The organism is Nocardia puris (genome assembly GCF_036051655.1).
GTDB classification, from domain to species: Bacteria; Actinomycetota; Actinomycetes; order Mycobacteriales; family Mycobacteriaceae; genus Nocardia; species Nocardia puris.
Genome location: NZ_CP107943.1, coordinates 5,479,525 through 5,501,026 on the forward strand (window position 1 = coordinate 5,479,525; position 21,502 = coordinate 5,501,026).

13 protein-coding genes and 1 CRISPR repeat array are annotated in these 21,502 nt (G+C 70.6%); of the genes, 7 read left to right on the forward strand and 6 right to left on the reverse strand.

The window, feature by feature from the left end:
- Window positions 1–185 precede the first annotated feature (185 nt).
- Window positions 186–762: a CRISPR direct-repeat array (repeat unit 28 nt; unit sequence GTGCTCCCCACGCACGTGGGGATGGTCC).
- Window positions 763–1,048: 286 nt separating this feature from the next.
- The 4 genes from OHB21_RS25225 to OHB21_RS25240 all read right to left on the reverse strand — a co-directional run bounded on the left by OHB21_RS25225 (window position 1,049) and on the right by OHB21_RS25240 (window position 4,366).
- Window positions 1,049–1,801 (reverse strand): SDR family oxidoreductase, encoded by a 753-nt coding sequence (locus OHB21_RS25225; RefSeq protein WP_067506914.1) that lies wholly within the window; start codon window positions 1,799–1,801, stop codon window positions 1,049–1,051.
- A gap of 84 nt (window positions 1,802–1,885) precedes the next feature.
- Window positions 1,886–2,800, reverse strand: a complete 915-nt coding sequence (locus tag OHB21_RS25230; protein ID WP_195125852.1) for a LysR family transcriptional regulator — start codon at window positions 2,798–2,800, stop codon at window positions 1,886–1,888.
- A 173-nt stretch (window positions 2,801–2,973) separates the two neighbouring features.
- Window positions 2,974–4,263 (reverse strand): MFS transporter, encoded by a 1,290-nt coding sequence (locus OHB21_RS25235; RefSeq protein ID WP_195125853.1) that lies wholly within the window; start codon window positions 4,261–4,263, stop codon window positions 2,974–2,976.
- Window positions 4,241–4,366, reverse strand: coding sequence for a hypothetical protein (locus OHB21_RS25240; protein WP_267465216.1), 126 nt, complete (start codon window positions 4,364–4,366; stop codon window positions 4,241–4,243). The genes OHB21_RS25235 and OHB21_RS25240 overlap by 23 nt, the downstream gene beginning before the upstream one ends.
- A 534-nt stretch (window positions 4,367–4,900) precedes the next feature.
- Here OHB21_RS25240 and OHB21_RS25245 point away from each other — a divergent pair.
- From OHB21_RS25245 to OHB21_RS25275, 7 genes are all read left to right on the forward strand, one after another.
- Complete coding sequence (locus OHB21_RS25245; RefSeq protein WP_067506895.1) at window positions 4,901–11,293, forward strand: type I polyketide synthase; 6,393 nt, start codon at window positions 4,901–4,903, stop codon at window positions 11,291–11,293.
- Between the two features lie 3 nt (window positions 11,294–11,296).
- Window positions 11,297–12,706, forward strand: a complete 1,410-nt coding sequence (locus OHB21_RS25250) for an MFS transporter (RefSeq protein WP_067506892.1) — start codon at window positions 11,297–11,299, stop codon at window positions 12,704–12,706.
- 49 nt (window positions 12,707–12,755) lie between these two features.
- Window positions 12,756–14,153, forward strand: coding sequence for a condensation domain-containing protein (locus OHB21_RS25255; protein WP_067506889.1), 1,398 nt, complete (start codon window positions 12,756–12,758; stop codon window positions 14,151–14,153).
- Window positions 14,150–14,974, forward strand: a complete 825-nt coding sequence (locus OHB21_RS25260; RefSeq protein WP_084537464.1) for an ABC transporter ATP-binding protein — start codon at window positions 14,150–14,152, stop codon at window positions 14,972–14,974. The genes OHB21_RS25255 and OHB21_RS25260 overlap by 4 nt, the downstream gene beginning before the upstream one ends.
- Complete coding sequence (locus tag OHB21_RS25265; RefSeq protein ID WP_067506887.1) at window positions 14,971–17,463, forward strand: ABC transporter permease; 2,493 nt, start codon at window positions 14,971–14,973, stop codon at window positions 17,461–17,463. Before OHB21_RS25260 ends, OHB21_RS25265 begins: the two co-directional genes overlap by 4 nt.
- Window positions 17,464–17,560: 97 nt before the next feature.
- Window positions 17,561–18,796 carry an MFS transporter gene (locus OHB21_RS25270; protein WP_067506885.1) on the forward strand — a complete coding sequence of 412 codons (1,236 nt, stop codon included), beginning with the start codon at window positions 17,561–17,563 and terminating at the stop codon, window positions 18,794–18,796.
- 13 nt (window positions 18,797–18,809) lie between these two features.
- On the forward strand, window positions 18,810–19,181 hold the full coding sequence (locus OHB21_RS25275; RefSeq protein ID WP_067506883.1) for an ArsR/SmtB family transcription factor: 372 nt from the start codon (window positions 18,810–18,812) through the stop codon (window positions 19,179–19,181).
- Window positions 19,182–19,383: 202 nt separating this feature from the next.
- On the opposite strand, the gene OHB21_RS25280 is transcribed toward OHB21_RS25275, so the two are convergent.
- Window positions 19,384–20,556 (reverse strand): MFS transporter, encoded by a 1,173-nt coding sequence (locus tag OHB21_RS25280; protein WP_084537463.1) that lies wholly within the window; start codon window positions 20,554–20,556, stop codon window positions 19,384–19,386.
- A 54-nt stretch (window positions 20,557–20,610) separates the two neighbouring features.
- Window positions 20,611–20,946, reverse strand: coding sequence for a YciI family protein (locus OHB21_RS25285; RefSeq protein WP_067506881.1), 336 nt, complete (start codon window positions 20,944–20,946; stop codon window positions 20,611–20,613).
- Window positions 20,947–21,502: the final 556 nt, after the last annotated feature.

A 21,502-nucleotide genomic window follows, 5' to 3' on the forward strand; every position in this document is an offset into this window, starting at 1 on the left:
CACCGCCCCCACCCCACCCCCGGGTACCCTGAACCCGACACGCCTTTCCGCCGGTGCTGAGCAACTGATCCATCGGTGTCTCGGATACGTAACGCCGACGGTCAGGCGTGTCACCTTCACCAACCACCTTCCCGACAGTGGTCGAAAACTTGGTTACCGGCCGGTAGAAGCCCAGGTCAGGAAGTGTGCTCCCCACGCACGTGGGGATGGTCCCGGAACCGTTTTGAGCTGGCAGGCCATGAATTGGTGCTCCCCACGCACGTGGGGATGGTCCGTCCCACTCCCGCTTCGAGCGGACCGACCGCAGGTGCTCCCCACGCACGTGGGGATGGTCCGCCTTGCGCATCGTTGACACCGATGGTCGTGGCGTGCTCCCCACGCACGTGGGGATGGTCCTCGACCTCGACGCCCGCAGCGCCTCCCCGGTCCGTGCTCCCCACGCACGTGGGGATGGTCCCGACATCTGGACGCGGCCCGAGCGACTGCTCCGGTGCTCCCCACGCACGTGGGGATGGTCCGGCGTAGGTCTTCGCGGCGGTATGGATGTCGGCGTGCTCCCCACGCACGTGGGGATGGTCCGTACGGCAACGAGGCCGCCCACGGCGTGCTGCGGTGCTCCCCACGCACGTGGGGATGGTCCGACGACACCGACCGCCTCGTTCGCCCAGCCCGCGTGCTCCCCACGCACGTGGGGATGGTCCTGTCTTCGAATGGCTCTAGTGCGAGAAGTGTCCGTGCTCCCCACGCACGTGGGGATGGTCCCGAGGGCAGTGGCTGAAGACGGAGGGCGCGCGGTGCTCCCACATACGTGGGGATGGGCCGGTTCCCGCGTATGCGGAAGGCGCGACAGCGGAGTGCTCCCCACGCCTGCGGGAGTATTCGGGTCACGCCGACGATCCTGAGTGGTCTGCCCTGCATCCGCGCGATCGACAACCTCAGCGCCACGTGCGGAGACCGGGCCCGACATTCGACGGTTCGCGCACGTAAGTCGCTGAGAATACTGTTGTTTCGTAGACCGCCGATCAAATACCCAGCACCCCAACAACTCTCACCGCGTCGTATACCCACCATTGGCGAAGATCGTCTGTCCCGTGATCCATTTCCCGTCGGTGACGAGGAACTCGATCAGCGGGGCGATGTCGGTGATGTCGGTGAGACGCCCGCCGAGGGCCTGGGACTTGTGGAACTCCACGCGCTCCGGAGTCTCCTGCCCGTAGAAGAACGGGGTGTCCATCGGTCCGGGCGCGACGTTGTTCACCGAGATGCCTCGGGATGCGAATTCCTTGGCGGCGGCGCGGGTGAAGTGCTCGACCGGGCTCTTGGCGCCGGCGTAGGTGGAGTACCCGTCGGTGAACGCGGCGAGCAGCGCGGTGAGCACGGTGACGACGCGGCCGTTGTCGGCGAGCCGCCTGCCCGCCTCCTTGAGGAAGAAGTACGCGGCCTTCGCGTTGATGTCGAACATCGAATCATATTCGGCCTCGGTGGTTTCCGTGATGGGCTTGCGCAATACCTTGCCCACCGTGTTCACCGCGACATCGACCGAGCCGAAGGCGGTGAGTGCGGTGTCGAACATCCGCTCCACGTTCGCGGGGACGGTCAGGTCGGCCTGGAATTTCACTGCGCGCACGCCCGCGTCCTCGACCGCCGCGACGGTCTTGTCGGCGTCGGGTTCGGTGCTCGCGCTGTTGTAGTGGACCAGGACGTTCGCGCCGCGCTGGGCGAGCCCCACGCTGACCAACCCGCCGAGGTTCTTCGCGCCCGCCGCCACGATCGCGGACTGGCCTGCCAGTGCCTTCGTCATGAATTCCTCCGTCTGCTGGTTTCGAGTGCACCTTCGACGCTAGGGACGGCAGTCACAAATGTGAAACAGAAAATTGCGGTCTATCTACAAGTTCTGGTTGTCGGAAATCGTGAGGAGGTCCCGCACCGCCGACCGGGTGTGCGGTAACCACAGCGCCTGGATCGGTGTGAGCAACGGGTCGTCGAGATCGAGGACGACGACCGCCCCGCCGAGCGCCGGACCCGCGGGTGCGGTCACGAACGCCACCGCGTCGGGATAGTCGACGACGGCGGTCACCGGCGCCGTCCCCTGCACCCGGTCCACCACCAGCTCCGGTTCGAAACCCGCACGGCGACAGGCGCTCAGGATGAAGTCGGTGTAGAACGACGACCCGGGCGGCGCCCACACCACGATCCGCTCGGCACGCAACTCGCCGATCCCGACCGTGCTCCGCCCGGCGAGGCGATGGTCCCGGGCGACGGCGACGCGCAGTCGGTGGTAGGCGATGGTCGCACTCGCCAGTGTCCGCGACGCCGCGATCCCGCGCCGCAACGCGACGTCCACCGAGCCCTCCCGCAACGCGGGCGCGAGATCGCCGGGGAACATCTGCTTCGCCAGAATCGACAGCTCCGGCAGTGCGGCCCGCACCGGCCCCAGCAGCTCGTGCACTTCCTCGCTCGTCACCGCCGGTGTGTGCGCGACGACGAACGGCCGCTGCTGCGCCGCCGCCGCGTCCCTGACCTGCCCCGTCAGCACACGGCTCGCCGCCAGCAGCGCCGTGGCCCCCTCCCACAACGCCTCCCCGGCGGCGGTCACCGAGACCTGCCGCCCGCTCCGGTCGAGCAGCGTCACCCCGAGCTCGCTCTCCAGCTTCGCCACCGAGCTGCTCAGCGCCTGCTGGCTCACGTGCAACCGTTGCGCCGCCCGGCTGAAACCCCCGCACTCCGCCACGCACAGGAACTGCCGCAGTCGCCGCAGGTCCAGCGGCTCCTCCCACCGGAACTCCGCATCCTCCACCATGCGCGCATGGTAGCCGCGCCCACACCCGATCCCGGGGGATGCCGGGCCGCGCTTTCAACGCGTTCGGCAACCCCGCCACCTGTCTCCGCAACGCCCCCGGGCGAGACCGGCCCCCGATTCTGGATCTCCGGCGCGATCACTTCCACTCGGGACGGTGCTCGCGAATCGGAACCTCAGTCGCCCGGCCCGACTCCGGAACGGTCCCGCGTATCCGAACCAACACTGGTCGCCGACAGTTCGCGCGTGCGCCGATCGCAGGCCAGGATGACGCCGGCGACGAGTATGGGCAGCGCCGCGACGGCGAAACCCCAGGCCACGGACCACTGCAACACCAGTCCGAGGAGTGCGATCGACACCGGCTCGAACACGGCGCGCGGTAGGGCCAGCAGTGAACTGACGCGGGCCAGGAGGTGGGGTGGGCTGGTGGTCTGGATGAAGGTGGGCAGCGCGACGTCCGAGCTGTAGGCGACGCCCACGCCGAGCGGAATCAGCAGCGCGGACGCCCACCAGACGCCGTCCACCTGGCCCAGCAGGATGAAGACCACGCCCTCGGCGAGTGTCATGCCGATGATGAGCAGCCCCCAGCGCTGCGGCAGTCCGGTGATGGCGGCGGCCATCGCGCCGATGAGTTGGCCTGCGCCCCAGGATGATACGAGAATCGACAGCCCCAGCGCCGAGGATCCCAAGGACAGCGCGAGCGTCGGCAGGCCCACCGCGAACAGGCCGGAGTAACTCAGCGTCGCCGCGGAGACGACCAGCAACACCATGCGCACGCTGTGGCTGTCCCACGCGTGTTTCAACCCTTCGAGGAGATGGCCCGCGACACCGGCATGCACCGCGACGAGGGCCGCGCGGCGCGGGATGACCAGGCAGGTCGCCGCCGCGATCCCGAACGTCACCGAGTTGACCAGCATGGCCGTGCCCGCCCCGTACACCGTGGTGAGCACCCCGCCGATGAGCGGCCCCACCAGGAACGACACCTGCTCCACCATGCTCTGGATCGCGTTGCCGCGCGCGAAGTCCGCGGGCTTCAGCAACTGCGGCAGCACCGACTCGGTCGCCGGGGTGGCGAACGCTCCCGCCACGCCCATCAGCACCGACAGCACGTAGAGGTGCCACAGACTCCAGCTGCCGGTCAGCACCGGCACCGCGACGGCGGCCATCGCGACGGCCCGCGCAACGTTGCAGACGAGCAGGACGAACCGGGGCGAGCGCCGATCGGTGACCGAACCGCCGAGCAGAAGCAGCGCGCCGCGCGGAACCGCCTGCGCCACAAGGATTCCGGTCAGCGCCGCCACCGACCCGGTCTCCTGCACGACCAACCAGGCCAGCGAGATCGCGAACGCCGCGTCCCCGATCTGCGAAAGCCCTTCGCCCCCCATGACGGTGAGGAAACGGCGGTTGCGCAGCGGCGGCGCCGAGTCGTGCGCGCCGACCGCCCTATCGGGAGTCGGTGACGCCATGGCGGATGTGGATGTCGTGTCCTTCGAACGGGTGCGCCTCGGCGCCGCCCACATCGGCGACGGAGCCGTCGGAGGAGGTGACGCTGGAGAACGCACTGCCCATCTCGGGTCCTTCCTGGATATTCCCGACAGCACACAGCACGGTCGGCGATACGTCCACTCTGGCGCCGACGCACGGGCGGAACAATGCCCATCCATCGTGGATTCATGCCCGTTCGTTCAGGCGCGCGATCGTTCCCGCAGCGTTCGCCCGGGTGGTCGGCACCGGGGCGCAGGGTGCCAGGCGCCGGGGCGCCATACCTCTCGAACAGCGCTTCTCGTGACGGGTGCCAGCCTGTCCGCCGCCCCTTTGTGATCCCCTCTCCTACCTCGAAATCCCCTCTCACCACCACCTTTTGTAGTCGCACACAGATTCCTTCCACCCCCTCTGTGCACTGACGGAGTCTTCCTTCCGGGTGCCCTCTCGAGCCCGATCTCTGTGGATACGATCGCCGCCAGCCTGTGCGAGACAGTGTCGTCAAGGGGGCTGGGGCGGTGTCGGCCCCGGCGAGCGCCCCGCGTTCGGGTCTCACCTGTCGGGCCGCTGTCGCGCACAGAAAGAAGGCCCGTGGCGGCCCATCGAAGTTCGGAGGAATTCATGTCGGACATCGCGATTGTCGGGATCGGATGTCGCTTCGCCGGCGGGATCGAATCGCCGGAGTCGTTCTGGCGATTCGTGGTCGACAAGCGGGATGCCGTGGTGGACATTCCGGCCGAGCGCTGGGACTACCGCCGCTACTACGACCCCGACAAGCGCACCCCCGGCCGCGCCTACACCAAACGCGGCGCGTTCCTCACGGTCGATCCGTGGGAGTTCGACCCCGACTTCTTCGGCATGTCCCCGCGCGAGGCCACCCAGCTCGACCCCCAGCAGCGGCTGCTGCTCGAGGTGGCGTGGGAGGCGCTCGACGACGCGGGCGCGGCGAACCGGGCGGCGGGCGCGCGGGTCGGCGTCTACGTGGGCGGTTTCATCGTGGACCAGGCGGTGGTCGGGGTCATCGGCCCGGCGCTGGCGCACGCCGATATGCACACCGCGGCGAGCGCCAGCTACACGATGCTGTCGAACCGGATCGCGTTCGCGCTCAACCTCACCGGGCCCGCCCTGACCGTCGACACGGCCTGCTCGTCGTCTCTGGTGGCGCTGGATCTGGCCTGTCAGGCGCTGGATCGCGGCGACTGTGAGACCGCGCTGGCGGGCGGTGTGAACGTCATGCTCCAGCCGGAGACGTTCGTGATGATGTGCAAGGGCGGGTTCCTCGCCGCCGACGGCCGGTGCAAGTCGTTCGACGCCACCGGCGACGGGTACGGCCGCGGTGAGGGCGCGGGCATGGTGGTGCTCAAACGCCTGGCCGACGCCGAACGCGACGGCGACCGCGTCTACGCGGTGATCAAGGCGACCGGCACCAACCAGGACGGCCGCACCACCGCCATCACCGTCCCGAACGGCGATTCGCAGGAATCCTTGGCGCGCAGCGTGTGTGAGCGCGCGGGCATCCGGGCGGACGCGATCACCTACGTCGAGGCGCACGGCACCGGCACCCTGGTGGGCGACCCGATCGAACTGCGTGCGCTCGGCCGCGTCTACGGCGCCGCGAGCGGACGGACCGCCTCCCTCGGTGTCGGCTCGCTGAAGGCCACGCTCGGGCACACCGAGGCGGCGGCGGGCGTCGCCGGAGTCATCAAGTCCGCCTTGGCGATTCACCACCGCACGATTCCGCCGCAGGGCTGGTTCTGCGAACCGAACCCCGACATCCCCTTCGCCGAGCTGGGATTGCACGTCCAGCTGGACCCCGAACAGCTCCCGGCCGAGGCCGCCCCGATGACCGTCGCCGTCAACGGTTTCGGCTACGGCGGCACGAACGCGCACGCGATCCTCCAGGAGTACCGCTCGGAACCTGTTGCGGCGGAGCGGAAAAGCATCCACCTCGGCATCCTCCCGGTCTCCGGACGCGCCGCGCCCGCCGTCCGCGCGATGGCCGGCGAGCTGGCCGACCTGATCGAGGGCGGCGCCGACCCGGACCGTCTCGCCGAAGCGATGTGGGTGCGCGCCGCCCACCACCCGTTCCGCACCGGCGTCCCGCTCGGCGACGACCTGGTGGCCGAGCTGCGCCGCTACGCGGGCGGCGAGGGGCGCGAGGCGGTGCGCACGGTCGCCGCTCGTGGCAAGGAGCCGGTGTTCGTGTTCTCCGGTATGGGCCCGCAGTGGTGGGGCATGGCACGCGAATTGCTCACGGCCGACGGAACGTTCGCGGCGACAGCGCGGCGTGTCGACGCGGAGTTCCAGCGCGTGGCGGGGTGGTCGATCATCGCGGAACTGCTGCGCCCCGAGGAGGAATCGCGGGTGGCCGCGACCGAGGTCGCTCAGCCGGCGAACTTCCTCGTCCAGGTCGCGCTGACCAGCGAACTCGCCGAGCTCGGCATCGTCCCCGCGGCGGTCGTCGGGCACAGCGTCGGGGAGGTGTCGGCGGCCTACGTCACCGGCATGCTCTCGCTCGAGGACGCGGTGCGGGTGGCCTACCACCGGTCCCGGTTGCAGGCCACCACGGCGGGGTCCGGCGGCATGCTGGCCGCGGGCATCTCGGTCGCGCAGGCTCGCGAACTGATCGGCGACGACCCGTCGGTCGACATCGCCGCCGTCAACAGCCCCACCTCCCTCACCCTCGCCGGTGACGGGAACCGACTGGACGACATCGCCGAAAAGCTCACCGAGGACGGCGTTTTCGCCCGCCGACTGCGCGTCGAGGTGCCGTATCACAGCAACCTCATGGACCCCATTCTCGGCGAATTGCGCACGGCCCTGGCGGATCTCGCGCCACAAACCCCCACGCTGCCGCTGTGGTCGACGGTCACCGGCGGGCATGTCGCCACCGGCTGGGACGCCGAGTACTGGTGCTCGAACGTGCGTCAGCCGGTGCGTTTCGCCGACGCCGTCACCGATCTGATCGCCGCGGGCAGCCGGGTCTTCCTGGAGGTCGGCCCGCACCCCGTGCTGTCGGGCAATATCCGCGAGATGCTGCTCGGCGCCGACGTGCACGGCACCACGGTCGCGACCCTCGACCGCAAGCAGGACGACACGCTGAGCCTGCGCAAGACCGTCATCGGCCTCTACGCGGCGGGCGTCCTCGACACCGGCACGCTGTTCCCCGCGGGCGCGCCCACCCCGCCGCACGTGCCGCTGCCGCGCTACCCCTGGCAGCGCACCGCGCTGCGGTCGACCCAGCCGCTGTTCGAGCAGGCGCGCCTGGGCACGCCGGGTGGTTTCGCGATGCTCGGTGATCCCGACGTGGAGGGCAGGCCGGAGTGGGTGCTCCAGGTCGGCACCGAACTGCTGCCCTGGCTGGCCGACCACGTGGTGGCCGGGGCGCGGATCATGCCGGGCGCGGCGTATCTGGACGCGGCGCTGAGCGCGGCCGCGAGCCGGATGGCGGCCAAGAGCGTCGCGCTGGAACAGGTCCGGTTCGTGGCGCCACTGGTCATGAGCGGTCCGGACGTGCCCGTCCTGGCGTTCTCCGTAGAGGAGTCCAGCGGCCGGTTCCTACTGCGGTCGCGGTCGGCGACCGGGACGGTGTGGACCGTCCACGCCACCGGGCGGCTGCTCGCCGGTGCCTACGAATCCTCGAAAGTGGCGGTGCCCGAGCTGGATTCGCCCATCGAGTTCGAGCCCGCCCTGTTCTACGGCGCGCTCGCCTCGCGCGGCCTCCAGTACGGCCCGTCCTTCCAGCGGGTCACGTCGGTCCGGGCCGGTGCGGACCTCGTGGTCGCGACGGTGGACGGGACCATCGCCGCCGAGTCGGGCCACCTCGCCCACCCGGCCGTGGTGGACGCCGCGATGCAGACGGTGGCGATGCTCTTCGCCGCCGACGGCGTCGCCGAAGGCCCCGTCGTCCCGGTGGCCGTCGCCTCGGTGCGCCTGCTGGCCGCGCTGCCGGAGCGGATCACGGTGATCGCGCGCCGCGACGAGTCGGTCCGGCTCACCGCCGAGGTCGAATTGCTCGACGACGACGGCAATCTCGTCATGCAGCTGCTGGGTGTGCAACTCGGCGCGCTGAATCCGGGCCAGAGCCCGCTGCACCGCATGGCCGACTTCTACTACGCCGACACCATGGAGCGCGCCGAGGCCATCGACCCCGCCGCCCTCGCCGACGTGCCGCCCGCCGCGACGGTGTTCGTCGCGCTCAACGAGCGCGGCGGTGAACGCGCCGACCGGCTCTCGGCTGTCGTCGCGAACTCGGTGGTGGTGCGCGGCGCGGACGTGGCGGCCGACCTGACGCCGGTGCTGCGCGCCGCCGCGGCCACGGCCCCGGGACGCATCCACGTCTGTGTGGTCGCGGGCACCGTCGAGGACGACCTCGCGGACCTCTGGACGCTCAAGCGGATCGCGGTCGCGGTCGATGAGTTCGAGGAGGCCGTCACCGTCGAAAACGCCGACGCGCCAGTGGCTCTCGGTGAGGGACTGTGCCACGTCACGCTGGTGACCGAGGGCGCGTTCACCCTGCCGGACAGCCCTGTCGCACCCGCGGCCGCGCAGGCGGCGCTGGCCGGTGCGCGCCGTGTGCTGCTCAACGAGCAGACCCGCCTGCGCTGGCGGCTCATCGACGTGGACGCCGCCACCTCGCTCGCCGAGCTGGCGACCGAACTGTCGGTGCCCGGCGCGTTCTCCCACGACAACGCCGACGAGGTGCTGCTGCGCGGCGGCGAGCGCTGGGTGCCCCTCGTCACGGCGCCGCTGGCCGAGCGCATCGAACAGCTCGACGCCGTCGAATCGCTGACCGACCCGGAGGTGAACTTCGAGCTGGAGGTGCCGCGCACCAGGCTGCTGTCGGGGCTGGCGTGGCGGCGGTGCGCGCGCCGCGACCCCGGGCCGGGCGAGGTCGAGGTGCGGATGCGGGTGATCGGGCTGAACTACAAGGACCCGCTGAAAGTCATGGGCCTGCTCGGGGAGCGCGAACTCGCGGAGACGTTCTTCGGCACCTCGCCGGGCATGGAGGGGGTCGGCGAGGTGGTGCGGTTCGGCGCGGACGTGACCGATGTCGAACCGGGCGATCTGGTGGCCGTGGCCGCCCGCGGCATGATGGGCCGCTATCGCGTGGTCGACCGCAGTCGGCTGATCCCGCTGCCGAAGGGCGTCGACCCCGCACTCTGCACCAGCACAACGGCTTTCGGCACCGCCGAGTACGCCCTGCTGGACCTGGCGCGGGTGCGGCCTGACGAGACGGTGCTGATCCACGGCGCGGCCGGCGGTGTCGGTTCGGCGGCCATCCAGGTCGCGACCGTGGCGGGCGCCCGCATCATCGGCACCGCCAGCACGCCCGAACGGCGCGCGCACATCCTCGAACTCGGCGCCCACCACGCCCTGAACTCGCGGTCGCTGAACTTCGCCGACGACGTGCTCGCCCTCACCGAGGGCAAGGGCGTCGACGTGGTGATCAGCACCGCGCCGGGGGAGATCCTGCGCCAGAACTTCAAGGCCGTCACCGAATTCGGCCGCATCGTGGAGGTCGGCAAGGCCGACGTCTACACCGGCGGGCTGCTGGAACTGGCCAACTTCGACAAGAACCTCGCCTACTTCTCCGTCGATCTGGACCGCATGTGCGCGGTGCGGCCGGCGCAGCTGGCCGAGCTGCTGGGCCGCGTCTACGGCAAGTTCGGCGACGGCGTCTACACGCCGTTGCCCTACGAGCTGTTCGAAACCCACGAGGTGGCCAAGGCCTTCGACGAGGTGATCCGCTCCACCAGGATCGGGCGCATCGCCATCGACATGGGATCGCCCTCCACGCCGGTGCGTCCGGAACTGCCGGAGGTCGAGATCGACGCGGCCGGAACCTATCTCATCACCGGCGGATTCGGCGGGTTCGGAATGGCCACCGGGCGTTGGCTGATCGCGAAGGGGGCGCGGCGGCTGGTGCTGGTGGGTCGCGGTGGCGCGGCCGACGAGGCGACGCGGCGCCAGCTCGAGGCGTGGCGGACCCTGGGCGTCGAAGTGGTCGAGGAGCGCGCCGACGTGGCCGATAGCGTCGCCGTGGCCGCCCTCGTCGACCGCGCGCACCGCCCCGACCGGCCGCTGCGCGGCATCTTCCACGCGGCGGGCGCGGTGGCCGACAACCGGATCGCCGAGATGGACCTCGACCAGCTGACCAAGGTGTACCGGCCGAAGGTGCACGGCGCGCTCGCCCTGCGCCGGGCCGTGGCCGAGGCGGGCATCGATCTGGACCTGTTCGTGCTGTACTCCTCCGGCGGCTCGATGTTCGGCATCTTCGGCCAGTACAACTACAGCGCCGCGAACGTGGCGGTGGAGGCACTGGCCGAGCGGTGGTCGCGCGAGGGCCTGCGCACCGTGTGCATAGGCTGGGGACACATGTCCGGCGCCACGGGCGGTATGGCGGCCGACGAGAAGGTGGCCAAGTATCTCCAGGTCGCGGGCTTCGCGCCGATCGACATGGCCGAGGGCACCGCGTATCTGGAGCAGACGCTGCGCCTGGGCGTCACCCGCGCCGCGATCATCCCGACCGACTGGTCCGCGCTCACCGCCGCCTTCCCGCAACTGGCGCGCACCGGACGGCTCACCGCGCTGGTGGCGGCGTCGGTGGCGGACAACTCGGCACTGGCGAAGATGAAGGCCGAGCTGGCGGCGCTGGACGAGGGCAAACGCGGGCAGGCCGTGGCCAGGATGATGGCCGAGGAGCTGGCCGTGGTCATGGGCGTCACCCCGGACTCGATCGACCTCACCATCCCCGTGCCCGAACTCGGCCTGGACTCACTGATGGCGGTGGAACTCGGTGCGCGCGTGACGAAGTCGCTCGGCGTCGACCTCATGTCCTTGCAGATGGGGCGCTCGTTCAGCCTGGAACAGGCGGGCCCCAAGGTGGCCGAGCTGATCCTCGCCACCGAGGACCGTCCCGGCGCGATCGCGACCTCCCGCAGCGGCATCGTGCCGCAACCGCAAGCGGCGGAACCGGAACCGCAGGCCGCGCCGGAACCGGTCGGGGTGTAGGCGGTGGCTCAGGTCGGCGCGCCCGCCCGGAGCACCGGCGAACTGGGGGCCTGGCTGGCCTTCGCCGGCTGCCTCATCGGCGTGTTCATGCAGATGATCGACGTGACGATCGTCAATGTCGCGCTGCCGGACATCACCGCCGAGCTCGGGGCGTCGCGCGCCCAGCAACTGCTGGTCATCTCGGGGTACTCGCTGGCGTTCGCGTGCACCCTGCTCCCGGCGGCGCGGCTCGGCGCGCTGACGGGCCGCCGGGTGATGTTCCTGGCGTCGGTGCTCGCGTTCACCGCCGCGTCCGTGTGGTGCGGAATCGCGGACGGGGCAACGGAACTGGTGGTGGCGCGCGTCGTGCAGGGGGTGGCGGGCGCGGGGATGGCGGCGCAGACCATCGCCATCCTCACCGCGAGTTTCCCCCGGGAACGGCACCCCTTGGTGTTCGCGCTGTACGGCGCGTGCGCGGGGTTCGCGGGCATGCTCGGCCCCCTGCTCGGCGGTTTGCTGATCAGCGCCGACTTGTTCGGTCTCGGATGGCACGTCATCTTCCTGATGAACGTCCCGCTCGGGGTGGCCGCCTTCGCCCTGGCATGGCGGTATCTGCGCATCGGGAAGCCCGATGTGCGTGGACGATTCGATGTGCGCGGCGCGGTGCTCTCGGCGATGGGATTGTTCCTGTTGCTGTTCGCGCTGGCCGAGGTGCACAACCGGGGTTGGCGGCTCGACCTCGTCGCGATGATGGCGGTAGCGGTGGCGATCGGGGCGGGGTTCCTGGTCTCTCAGCGCCGCCTGTTCCAGCGCGACGGCAGTGCGCTGGTGCGGCTGGATCTGTTCGCCGACAAGGGGTTCCGCATCGGTTCGGTCCTGGTGGCGGTGTTCTTCGGCTTGTTCACCGCGTTCGTGTTCGCGGTGTCGATCACCATGCAGGACATCCTGGACTGGTCGCCGCTGCGCACGGGCCTGTCCATGACGCCGTTCGCGCTGGGTGCGGGCGCGGGTGCGCTGGCGTCACCGTTCCTGGTGCCGCGCTTCGGGATTCGCGCGCTCGCGTTCGGCATGGCGCTGTTCTCCGGCTGTATCGGGTCGGGCGCGGTGTATCTGTGGCTGACCTCGGGCGTGGTGAACCCGCTCGTCGCGATCGGTCCGGTGGTGGCGTCCGGATTCGGCGTCGGGCTGTTCGGCGTGCAGTTGCAGCCGATCATGCTGTCGGGCCTGGATCTGGACCGGATGGGGGAGGCGTCGGGCGTGCTGCCCACCGTCGAGCAGATCGGCAACGCGGTCGGGCTGGCCGCGCTCACCGCCGTGTTCTTCCGCGCGCACACCCTGGACGGGGCGGTGGTGATGCTGGCCGCCGTCGCGGCCGTGGCGTTGTGTCTGGCCGTCGCGACGCTCACGCTGCCCGAGCCGTCGCACCGTCCGTGACTTCCGCCGGGCACCGGCGCCCGGCACCCCGCGAACGAAGGAACTACCAGTGGTCGACTACGGACTGATCGATGAGTGGAATCCGGCGCCCGGCCGATTGGTGAGCTGGGCGGCCTCGCCCGAATCCCTGCGGCGCGCCGCGCACGCGCCCGCCCACCCCGTGCCGCCCTCGCACCAGCAGGAGGTGTATCTGCAAGCGGCGCACCGCAATGCGGCCGCAGACTTCCGATTCTCCGGATTGTGCGTGGTGACCGCCGAAGTGCCCGCCGCGCTCGACCGGGACGCCATGACGCGCGCGGTGCGCCGATTCCTGTTGCGCCACGACACCTTCCGCAGCTGGTTCGCGATCGAGGACGGCCGGGTGGTGCGGCACGTCGTCGAGCCGGAGGTGCTCGACTTCGTCCCGACCGATCACGGCGAGGTGGACAACGCGGAGGCGGTGCGCCAGCACGTGCAGAAGCAGACGCCGGGGCCGTTCCAATGGGACTGCTTCACGTTCGGCGTCCTCGAGCACGAGGAGTCGTCCACGGTGTACCTCGCGGTCGACCACCTGCACACCGACGGTGTGGCGCAATACATCTCGTGCTACGAGCTGGCCCACCTCTACGCCCACGAGGTGGGCGCGGAACCGGGGCCCATGCCCGAACCCGCGAGCCATCTCGAGTACTGTGCGCGCGAACGCGAGCAGTCGGCGCGGCTGTCCCTCGCGTCCCCGGGCGTGCGGCGGTGGCTGGAGCTGGTCCGCGGCAACGACGGTGTGCTGCCTTCGTTTCCGCTGGATCTGGGCAAGCGCAGCGACGGCTACACCAGGGGCGCGCACCTCACCGTGCCGCTGCTCGACGCCGAGGAGTCCGAGCGATTCGAGCAGCTGTGCACCGAGCGCGGCGCGGCGTTCGTGGGCGGCGTGTTCGCGGCGGCGGCGATGGTGGAGCGGGCGGTGGCCCGGCGCGACTACTACTTCTGCATGACGCCCATCAGCGCGCGATCCTCGGTGGCGGAACTGATCTCTGTGGGCTGGTACGCGACGCTGGTGCCGGTGGCGTTCCCCGTAGGCGCGACAGCGGATTTCGGGCGGCTCGTGCGCAGCGCGCAGCGCGCGTACGACAGCGGAATGCGGTTGACGGGGGTGTCGTTCCATCGGGTGCTCGAGCTGGTGCCGCCCGATGTGGGAATCGACGTGGAGCCCGGTTGGTCGACGCCGATGATCTCCTACGTCGACGCGCGCGATTTCGCGGGCAACGAATACTTCGACATGGTGAACGGCGGCATCTACGGCAACCGGGCGGCCTCGGAGGAGGTGCTGATCTGGGTGAACCGGCTGCCGGGCGGCACGTCGCTGAGCGTCATCCACCCCGACACCCCCGTCGCGCACGAATCCGTGCGCACCTACGTCACGACGCTGCGGTCGATCATGGTGGACGCCGTGCGCGGAGCGACCGCCCCGTGACACGGCCCGCGATCGAACTGGCCGATGTCGTCAAGGAATATCGCATCGGCGCGGGCGTCGTGCGCGCGCTCGACGGCGTGACGTTGCGCATCGAGGCGGGGTGCTTCGCCGCGATCACCGGACCGTCGGGGTCCGGGAAGAGCACGCTGCTGCACCTGCTGGGCGCCCTGGACTCGCCCGGCGCGGGAACGGTCACGGTGGCGGGGGAGCGGATCGACGGGCGCGACGAGCGGTGGCTCTCCGAATTCCGCAGGACGCGCGTGGGTTTCGTCTTCCAGTTCTTCAATCTGGTGCCGTCGCTCTCGGCGTGGGAGAACGTCGCCGTCCCCGCGCTGCTGGGCGGCACGCCGCTGCGCCGGGCGAAACCCCGTGCGCGGCACCTGCTCGACCGCGTCGGCCTCGCCGACCGCGCGCGCCACCGCCCCGCCGAACTGTCGGGCGGGCAGATGCAGCGCGTCGCGATCGCGCGCGCCCTGATGATGGATCCGGCGGTGATCCTCGCCGACGAACCCACCGGAAACCTCGACTCCGCCTCGGGCGCCGCGATTCTCGACCTGCTCCGCGGACTCGCCGACGACGGCGCGGCCGTGGTGATGGTGACCCACGACGGCGACGCGGCGAGAGGATGCGACCGGGTGATCACATTGCGGGACGGGAGAATCGCGGCGCGAACGGAGGAGAGTCCCGGCGGCGAGCACTCGATCCGGCCGGAGCCCGAGGCGCGTGCCGGGCGAGCCGCCGAACACGCCGCGCGGGAAGACCCGGGAGATTCGACCCGCACCCTGCGCGACAGGTCGTCCGAACAGGTCGTCTCCCCGTGATCCGAGCGGGTTGGGACAGGTGGCGGCTGTTCACGTTCGGTGAACTGATCGCCCACCCCGCGCGCTCGGCCCTCTCGACGGCGGTGCTGGCGCTCTCCTGCGCGCTGCTCGTCGCCGTGCTCAGCATGGCGGGCTCGGTCACCGGGTCGGTCGCGGCCCTGACCGACGCGATCGGGGGTGACGCGTCGCTGGAGGTCACCGGCGTCACCGAGAGCGGATTCGATCAGGACCTCCTGCGCGAGGTCTCGGACGTGCCCGGCGTCCGGGCCGCGGTGCCGATGCTGCGCACCCGGATCGGCCCGTCCGACCAGCGCGCGCTGCTGGTCGGCGCGGACGCGCGGGTGGCGGCGCTCGGCGGCGACCTCGACGGCGCGCTCGGCGGCACGGGCGCGAACCTGCTGACCGTGCCCGACGGCGTGGTGGTCGGCGCGGCACTGGGCAGGCGACCAGGCGAGCGGTTTCCTCTGGGGCACACCACCGTAACGGTCGCGGGGGTGCTCGACGACGCGGCGTCGAAGGACCTCAACAGCGGCTACATCGTCCTCGCGCTGCTCCCCGTGGCGCAGAAGATCGCCGGGCGCGCGGGCTCTCTCGACTCGATCCAGATCGTCACCGACCCCGGCGCGGACGCGGCGCGCGTGCGCGCGGACCTCACCGCCGTAGTCGACGGCCGCGCGGTCGTCGCCGACCCGAGCCTGCGCGCGCTCCAGGCGAGCGGATCGATCCGGGTGGTCGAGTACTCGACCATCATGGCCGCCGCCGCGGCCCTGGTGGTGTCGAGCTTCCTCGTCTACAACGTGATGAGCATGGCTGTGGCGCAACGCAGGCCGGTGCTGTCGCTGTTGCGGGCGGTCGGTGGACGCCGAAACGCCTTGGTGCGCGACCTCATCGCCGAAGCCGTCCTGATCGGCATGCTCGGCGGCGTGCTCGGCGCGCTGCTCGGCGTCTTCCTCGGCCGCTTCGCCATCGACGGCATTCCGACGGCGATGATCGCGGCGGCCGAGGTGCGCCCGCGCTATATGGTTCCGCCGCATGCGATTCCGGCGGGGATCGTGTCCTGCGTGCTGGCGAGTGTCGCCGCGACGGTGCTGGCCGCGCGCCAGGTCTATCGCGTGGAACCGGTGGAAGCGCTCGCGCCGGTGGCGGGTTCGCGCGTACCCCCGGTCGGTCCGGTCGCGAAGGGCTTCGCACTGGCGGGCGGTGTGGTGATGCTCGCTGGTGCGGTGTATCTGACTTACGCGGGGGTGGGCCAACTTTCGGTCGCGACGATCGCACTGTCCATCGCCGGAGCCATCTGCCTGTGCTTCGCGGGGATGCGACCGATGGTCCGGCTGGCGGCGGCGACCACGGGATTGTGCGGATCGGCCGGTGCGCTGGGCGCGACCACCGTGCACCGCGCGCCGCGGCGGGTGTGGGCCACCGCCATGACGGTGATGATCGCGGTCACCGCCACCGTCGCCGTGGGGGGCGCGTCGCGCAACCTGGTCGACTCCGCGGCGGATTCGTTCGGGGCGCTCGGCGGGCGCGACGCCTATGTCAGCCCGGCCACGCTCGCCGAATTTCCCACGGGCCCGGTGCTTCCCGCCGGTCTGAAAGACCGGCTGCGGGCGGTTCCCGGTGTGCGCGAGGTCACTTCGGCGCAGATGGCCTTCGCCACGCTCGGCCGCGACCGCGTTCTGCTGCAGGCGTTCGAGGCCGGGCTGCCCGCGGTGGGCGTGGGCGAACTCGCGCCGTGGGTGGTGCGGCGAATGGCCTCCGGCGAAGGCGTGGTGCTCTCCCGCGACGTCGCCGATCGGCTGTCCGCCGACATCGGCACGCTGATCGACCTGCCGACGCCGACCGGCGTGCACCGCGTGCGCGTCCTCGCCATCGTCCCCTACTTCTCCGCGGTGTCGGGCATCGTGCTGCTCGACCTCGACATCCTGCGCGACTGGTTCCAGCGGCCGGGGGAGACGATCCTCGGCCTCGCGTTCGCCCCGGACGCCGACCCGGCCGTCGTACTGGAGGAGATCCGCCGCACGGTGCCGCCCGGTCTCCAGGTCGAGACCGGCGCGGGCGCGGTGCGCGCCGTCACCGACGGGGTGCGGCAGGGCACCGCGCTCTCCGGCGCGATCCTCTGGATCGTGGTCCTGGTCGCGACCGCCGCCCTGCTCAACACCGCGATGCTGTCCATGCTGGAGCGCCGGCGCGAACTCGGCGTCCTGCGCGCGATGGGGGCCGCGCGCGGGTTCCTGCTGCGCACCGTGCTCGCCGAATCGGCGGGGATCGCGGTGTCCGGGGCCGCTGTGGGGCTCGTGACGGGCGCGGTCATCCAGCATCTGGCCACCACCGCCATGGGCCAGGCCATGACCCTGGACGTGGCCTACGAGCCGAGCCCGATCCAACTCGGCTACGCCCTCGCGGCCCTGCTCCTGGCCCTGGCGGGGTCGGTGCCGCCCGCCCTGCACGCCGCTCGCCTGCCGGTCGTGGAGGCCATCGCCCTGGACTGAGCCGGATAACGAGAAGGATCGGCCCTGATATGTGCGCACGTGCGCACGTAAAGTCGTATAGTGGTGGCGCCCTGTCGAATAAGGGAGGGATGCGGTCGTGCTGGATGTACTGCGGAATCGGACGTTCCGGAAGTTGTTCGCCGCCCAGGTCGTCGCGCTGGTCGGCACCGGGCTGCTAGCCGTCGCACTGGGCTTGCTGGCCTACGACCTGGCCGGGGGCTCGGCCGGGGCGGTCCTGGGAACCGCGCTCGCGATCAAGATGGGGGCGTACGTGGGGCTCGCCCCGGTGATCGCGGTCGTGGTCGCCGGTCTGCCGAAGCGGGCGGTGCTGGTGGGGGCCGATGTGGCGCGAGCGACCGTGGCGCTCCTGCTCCCGTGGGTCTCGGAGGTTTGGCAGATCTACGTGCTGGTGTTGATCCTGCAGTCGGCCTCGGCCACCTTCACGCCCGCTTTCCAGTCGTTGATCCCGTCGGTGCTGACCGACGAGCACCAGTACACGCGCGGCCTGTCACTCTCGCGCCTCGCCTACGACCTGGAGGCGGTGCTCTCGCCCCTGCTGGCGGCGGTGGCGCTGCTGTTCGTCAGCTACTCGGCGTTGTTCGCGGGCACCGTCGCCGGATTCGTCGGGTCGGCACTGCTGGTGCTGGGCACCTCGCTGCCCGCGCTGCCACCACCGGATCGGTCGCGACCGTTCCTCACGCGAGTTATGCAGGGCGCCAAGGTGATGTGGGAGCGGCCGGTGCTGCGTTCTTTGCTCGCAATGAATCTCGCAGTCGCGGCGGCGACCGGCGCGGTGGTCGTCAACACCGTGGTGTATGTGCGAGACCTGTTGGGGAGCAACGATATCGGCGTCGCCATAGCCCTCGGCTGCTTCGGCGCGGGTTCGATGGCGGTGGCACTGACCCTCCCGCGCCTGCTCACCCAGGTCCCCGATCGCGTGCTGATGCTCGGCGGCTGCGCGGTCGCCTCCCTCGGACTGGCGGCGTTGAGTGTGCTGTTGTTCGCCGATCCCGGGCGCGGCAACGGTTGGCTGGTGCTCGGCGTGACGTGGTTGGTGCTGGGGGCCGGGACATCCCTGGTCAACACGCCGACGGCGCGATTGCTGCGCTACCGGACCGACGAATCGGAGCGCTCTTCGGTGTTCACCACCCAGTTCTCCCTGTCGCACGCCTGCTACCTGCTCACCTACCCCCTCGCGGGATGGGCGGGCGCGCGACTCGGGCACGTCGCGGCGGCGGTCGCGCTCACCCTCCTGGCTACACTGGCATGGATCACAGCCACCCGCCTGTGGCCGGCGCGCCTACCCGCCACCCAGGCCGCGACGACCGGATGAGAGGTGACGGGCGATGCCCGAGCGCGCAGCCTCCGACCCCGCAGGCGCCCCCGCGAGCCTCGCCCACGTCCACACCCCCGACGACGCCCGCCTGGCCGTCGCCACCAGCATCTTCCAGATGCTCTCCGACCCCACCCGCCTCCACCTCCTCTGGCTGCTCACCCACGGCGAATCCGACGTCACCGCTCTCACCGAAGCCTGCGGCGCCTCCCGCACCGCCGTCAGCCAACATCTGGCCAAACTCCGCTTCACCGGCCTGGTCGACGCCCGCAAAGAGGGCCGCCACGTGATCTACCGCCTCCGCGGCGGCCACGTAACCCGCCTGGTCCGCGAAGGACTGAGCCACGCCGACCACATTGTCACCGGCGAACCACCCCACGAGTGAACCGGATCGGGGGTGATCGTTTCGACGAAAAGTGAAGGAAATTCGCCGCTTCGGCCCGGAAACACCCAGGTCAATCAGTGGTGCTCCCCGCGCACGCGGGGATGAGCATCCCCGCAAGTGCCCAAGTCTGACTCCACCTCACCGGCTGACTTCATCTGGCCTGCGCAGTCGGCGCTCTTCCAGACCGTGTCGCGAGAAGCCCTCATGCCGTGGGCGTCCTGGACAACGTCGAGTCGGCAACGGTCGGTGGGTTGTCGGCGGAGTCGGCGGATACCAACTGCTCCAACTCCGCGCGCCGGAATCCCATTGCGGTGGTGATCATTCCGGCGATAGCGAGCACGGCGATGGCGGTGAAGGCGGTGTGGAACCCGGGGAGGCCGGTTCCGGACACGAGCACGGTGGATACGGCGGCGACGCCGGCTGCCGCGCCGATCTCGCGCACGGTTTCGACAAGGCCCGAGGCCAGTCCCGACTCCGAGGCGGAGACGCCGGAGAGGGCGACGATTTGCAGGGAGGGGACGCACAATCCGAAGCCGAGGCCCGCGAGAAGGAACGCCGGCAGGAGATGGGTGGTGTAGGAGGCGTCGGCGGGGAGTTGGGTCAGCCAGAGCATGCCGGTCGCCAGAAGAGACAGGCCGGTGATCAGCAGGGGGCGGATGCCCAGGCGGGTGGCGAGGCGGCCCGCAGTGGCGGCGGCCGCGAATTCTGTTGTGGTAGTGGCCAACCAGGCCAGTCCGGCCTGGCTCGGTGTGTAGCCGAGCTGCTGCTGCATGAGCAACGACCCGAGGAAGATGAAGGCAAAGAACGCGCCGAACGCCAGGAAGTTCGTCAGGTTCGCCGTGACCAGGGGGCGGTGTCGCACGGTCGCGAGGGGGACGAGCGGTGCCGGTGAGCGCGCTTCGATCCGCACGAACGCCACCAGCAGGCCGGCGGCCGTGAGGAACCACCCCAGCGTGGAGACGGCGAGCCAGCCGTGGGTGGCGGCGTGGTGCAGCGCGTAGACGGACATCAGGAGTCCACCGGTGACAGTCGTCGCGCCCGCGACATCGAGACGCGCTGGACCTTCGCGGGGCCGATCGGCGACCACGTGGATCGCGGCGAGCGTGATGAGCAACAGGCCCACGGGGATATTGATGAGGAACGCCCAGCGCCAGCCGGGACCGTCGGCGATCAGACCGCCGGCGACCACGCCGACCGTGCCCGCCACGCCGCCCACGGCTCCGAAGATGCCGAGTGCGCGGATGCGGTGCTTGCCTTCGGGGAAGGTCACGGCCAGCAGTGACAGCGCGGCCGGTGCCGTGAGCGCGCCACCCAGGCCCTGAAGTGCGCGGGCGGTTCTGCCCCACCTACGAACGAAGTCGCACCGGATCGACATCGATCCGAGAAGAATCTTCGGCCGACAGCCTCGGTCAGGTTCCGGCGTTCGGTCTCACTCCCACACGGGACGGACCTCGACGCACCCGCGTTGCGCGTAGGGATGGCGGGCCGCGATGGCGAGCGCCTCGTCCAGATTCGCGCACTCGATGATGTCGACGCCGCCGACGAAATCCTTGGTCTCCGCGAACGGCCCGTCGGACACCAGCGTTTCCCCGTCCCGGACCCGGACCGTCCTGGCCTCCGCCACCGGACGCAACCGTGCGCCCGCCAGACTGGTCCCCCGGCGATCCACCTCGTCGTCGTACGCCTTGAACGCCGGGTCCGCCGTGATCTCCTCCATACTCGGCGACGCGGTCTCGTCGTCACAGATCAGCAAGACATATTTCATGGACCCACTATGCGCCTGACGGGGGGAGGGATGAGGGCGTTGTGAACATGAAGGGGTACAGCGAGTCATCAGCTGGGTCCGTTGCCTTTCGGCACCCGAGCGGAGGTGAGGTGATCGTCGAAAGTGCAGGTAGAGTGGTGGTCCGGCTCGAAACCACAGGTAGATCAGGGGCTCCCCGCTCTCGCGGGGATGAGCCCGTGGACTTGGTCTCCGCCTACAAGGCCCTGCCGTGCTCCCCGCGCATGCGGGGATGGTTCCGTCGCCGACTACGTCGGCGTGTGATTACCGTTTGGCAGGACAGTTCGGTGAGCCCTGGATCGCCATGTCCGCGAGGGCATGCCGTACCCGGGACTTCCGAGCCGACGACAAACAACTCGGGGACGGCGCTGTCATCGCAGTCCACTCGGCCACGCCCGACCTCCCGTCCACGCGGACGCCACTGTCCGAACGCGCCCGTGCTGGAATGTTGCTGCGGCAGTGGGGGAGTCGTCGCGCCGACCGTCTCCGACCTGCTGCGCCCCACGTGCCCCGCACCGCCTCCACCCACCCCACACCC

Excerpts from the sequence above, each read along its gene's own strand:
- OHB21_RS25235 (WP_195125853.1), bottom strand. The coding sequence starts at position 4,263 with ATGGCGTCACCGACTCCCGATAGGGCGGTCGGCGCGCACGACTCGGCG.
- OHB21_RS25225 (WP_067506914.1), bottom strand. The coding sequence starts at position 1,801 with ATGACGAAGGCACTGGCAGGCCAGTCCGCGATCGTGGCGGCGGGCGCG.
- OHB21_RS25230 (WP_195125852.1), bottom strand. The coding sequence starts at position 2,800 with ATGGTGGAGGATGCGGAGTTCCGGTGGGAGGAGCCGCTGGACCTGCGG.
- OHB21_RS25245 (WP_067506895.1), top strand. The coding sequence starts at position 4,901 with ATGTCGGACATCGCGATTGTCGGGATCGGATGTCGCTTCGCCGGCGGG.
- OHB21_RS25285 (WP_067506881.1), bottom strand. The coding sequence starts at position 20,946 with ATGAAATATGTCTTGCTGATCTGTGACGACGAGACCGCGTCGCCGAGT.
- OHB21_RS25275 (WP_067506883.1), top strand. The coding sequence starts at position 18,810 with ATGCCCGAGCGCGCAGCCTCCGACCCCGCAGGCGCCCCCGCGAGCCTC.
- OHB21_RS25280 (WP_084537463.1), bottom strand. The coding sequence starts at position 20,556 with ATGTCGATCCGGTGCGACTTCGTTCGTAGGTGGGGCAGAACCGCCCGC.
- OHB21_RS25240 (WP_267465216.1), bottom strand. The coding sequence starts at position 4,366 with ATGGGCAGTGCGTTCTCCAGCGTCACCTCCTCCGACGGCTCCGTCGCC.